Below are 2,398 nucleotides of genomic sequence, written 5' to 3'. Positions count from 1 at the left end.
GCTGGACGCCGTCCGCGCCGCCCGGCGCATCCCGCAGGTCGACCTCGGGCGACGGACCACGGTGTGGGGCCACTCGCAGGGCGGCCACGCTGCCCTGTGGACCGCGATGACGCAGCCCGAGTACGCGCCGGACGTGCGGCTCGCCGGCGTCGCGGCGATCTCGCCGGTCAGCAGCCCGGCGACGTTCCTGCGCGACCTGCAGCGGCGGCCGGTCGGCACGATCTTCGTCGCCTACGCGCTGGCGGCGTACGAGGGCACCTACGACGACGTCAACGTCGGCGACCACGTGCGCGCGAGCGCCCGCATCCCACTCGAGCGGATCGCCGACCGCTGCCTGCGCTCCCCCGCCGCTCGCGTGTCCCTGACCGAGGCCGAGATCATGGCGGACCGCTTCGTCAAGGGCTCGCTCTACGAGGGCGAGCTGGGGCGGCGCCTGTCGGAGAACGATGCGACCGGGGCGATGGACGCTCCCGTGCTGATCGCGCAGGGCGAGGCGGATCGCGTCGTGACCTTGCGCCTGCAGGACGACTACGTGCGCGACCGGTGCGAGGCCGGACAGTCGCTCGACTACCGCACGTACCCGGACCGCGGCCACGGTGACCTGCTCAGGGAGTCGAGTCCGTTCGTCGACGAGCTCCTCACCTGGACCGCCGACCGCTTCGCGAGCCGGCCGACCACGACGACCTGCTGACCGCCCCTCCGGGGCGCGAGATCTGTAGGTTTGCGTACCTTCCACGGCCGTGAAACGTACGCAGCCCTACACATCTCGGTCGCCGGAGGCGACGGGCGGGCGCGGCTCAGGCGGACGGCTCGGTGAAGCGCGGCAGCGCCCAGTGCCAGCGCATCGCCATCGCGCGCACGCCCAGGATCAGCGCCACGGCGCTTGCGGCCGCGAGCTCGCTGGGCACGTCGGTGGAGCGCAGGAAGACGTACAGGGAGCCACCGGCGACGGCGGCCAGCGCGTAGATCTCGCCGACCAGGATGAGCGGCTTGCGGCGCACCAGCAGGTCGCGGATCACGCCGCCGCCCGTGCCGGTGATGACGCCGAAGAACACCGCGATCCACGGCTGGACGTCGTGCTCGAGCGCGATCGACGTGCCCGTGATCGTGAACGTCGCCAGGCCGATCGCGTCCGCGTACAGGACCGTGCGCCACGTGTCGGGCTTCGACTGCGGGTGCCAGGTCGCGACCGCGATCACGACGGCCGCGGTCACGGCCGCCACGACGAGCTGACCGGGCGCGCGCACCCACCACACGGGCTCGATCCCCAGCAGCAGGTCCCGGGTCGTGCCACCGCCCACGGCCACCACGACCGCCAGCACGACGACGCCGACCCAGTCCATCCCCGCGCGAACGGCGGCGTAGCCGCCCGAGACCGCGAACGCGATGATCCCGATCATCTCGGCGGCACGGAAGGGGTCGACGTCCACAAACCCCACCGTAGGGGGCGCCTCAGGTCGTAGCCTGCGCAGCATGGTTCGCACCCCGCCCACCGATCACGCCGCGCGCATCCGGGCGAGCCGCTGGCCCGCCCTGGCCGCCTTCGCCCTGCTCGTCATGACGACGCAGGTGCTGTGGCTGTCGTTCGCCTCGGTCACGGCGCGCACCGCCACCCACTTGGGTGTCTCGGAGGGCGCGGTCGGCGACCTGGCCGTCGTCAACGCCGCCGCCTTCGTGCTGCTCGCGATCCCGGCGGGGCGCTGGATGGACCGGTCGTACGAGCGAGCCCTCGCGGCCGGCGCGCTGTTCACCGCGGTCGGCGCGATCGTGCGCGCCATCGACCCGTCGTCGTACGCCATGATCCTGACCGGCCAGCTGATCATGTCGATCGGCCAGCCCCTCGTCCTGAGTGCGCTGACCAAGGTCGCTGCCCGGCACTTCCCGCCGCGGGAGCAGACGGCGGCGATCTCGATCGCGGCCGGCTCGCAGTACGCCGGCATCCTCGTCGCGGTGCTGACGTCGGCGTGGCTCGTCGACACCGGTGGATTCCGGCTCCTGCTCGTCTCGCACGCCGTCCTGGCGACGGTGGCGGCGGCGGTCGTCCTGCTGACCCTGCGACTGCCGTCGCATCCCATCGACGCGCTCGTCCGCGCCCCCGCGGGCTGGTGGCGGTCCGATCCCCTGCTGTGGAAGATGGCCGCGCTGCTGTTCCTGGGCTTCGGCGCCTACAACGGCGTCGCCACCTGGCTCGACTCGATCCTGGTCGACTTCGGCCACCCCGACCTGGCCGGTCCGGTCATCGCCGCGATGACGCTGGCCGGGATCGCCGGCGCAGCCGTGCTGCCCAGCCTGGCGGCCGCGCGCGACGCCCGACGCGCCGTCGCCCTCGCCGCGACCGGGACCCTCGCCGTCGTCATGGTGGCCCTGGCCGTGACCCAGCCGGTCTGGCTCGTGTACG

Annotated in this window: 3 protein-coding genes; 2 read left to right on the top strand and 1 reads right to left on the bottom strand. The window is 73.2% G+C overall.

Annotated features, from left to right (window positions below; all coding sequences use genetic code 11):
- On the top strand, window positions 1–691 hold a 691-nt coding region (locus RT323_RS16530; protein WP_313410381.1), incomplete at its 5' end, for a lipase family protein.
- A 106-nt stretch (window positions 692–797) separates the two neighbouring features.
- On the opposite strand, the gene RT323_RS16525 is transcribed toward RT323_RS16530, so the two are convergent.
- Complete coding sequence (locus tag RT323_RS16525) at window positions 798–1,430, bottom strand: TRIC cation channel family protein (RefSeq protein WP_313410379.1); 633 nt, start codon at window positions 1,428–1,430, stop codon at window positions 798–800.
- A 43-nt stretch (window positions 1,431–1,473) separates the two neighbouring features.
- Here RT323_RS16525 and RT323_RS16520 point away from each other — a divergent pair.
- The coding region (locus RT323_RS16520) for an MFS transporter (protein ID WP_313410377.1) at window positions 1,474–2,398 on the top strand (925 nt) is incomplete at its 3' end.

The organism is Aeromicrobium sp. (assembly GCF_032084975.1).
In the GTDB taxonomy this organism is placed as follows: Bacteria; Actinomycetota; Actinomycetes; order Propionibacteriales; family Nocardioidaceae; genus Aeromicrobium.
This window is presented reverse-complemented; position numbering and strand designations above follow the sequence as displayed.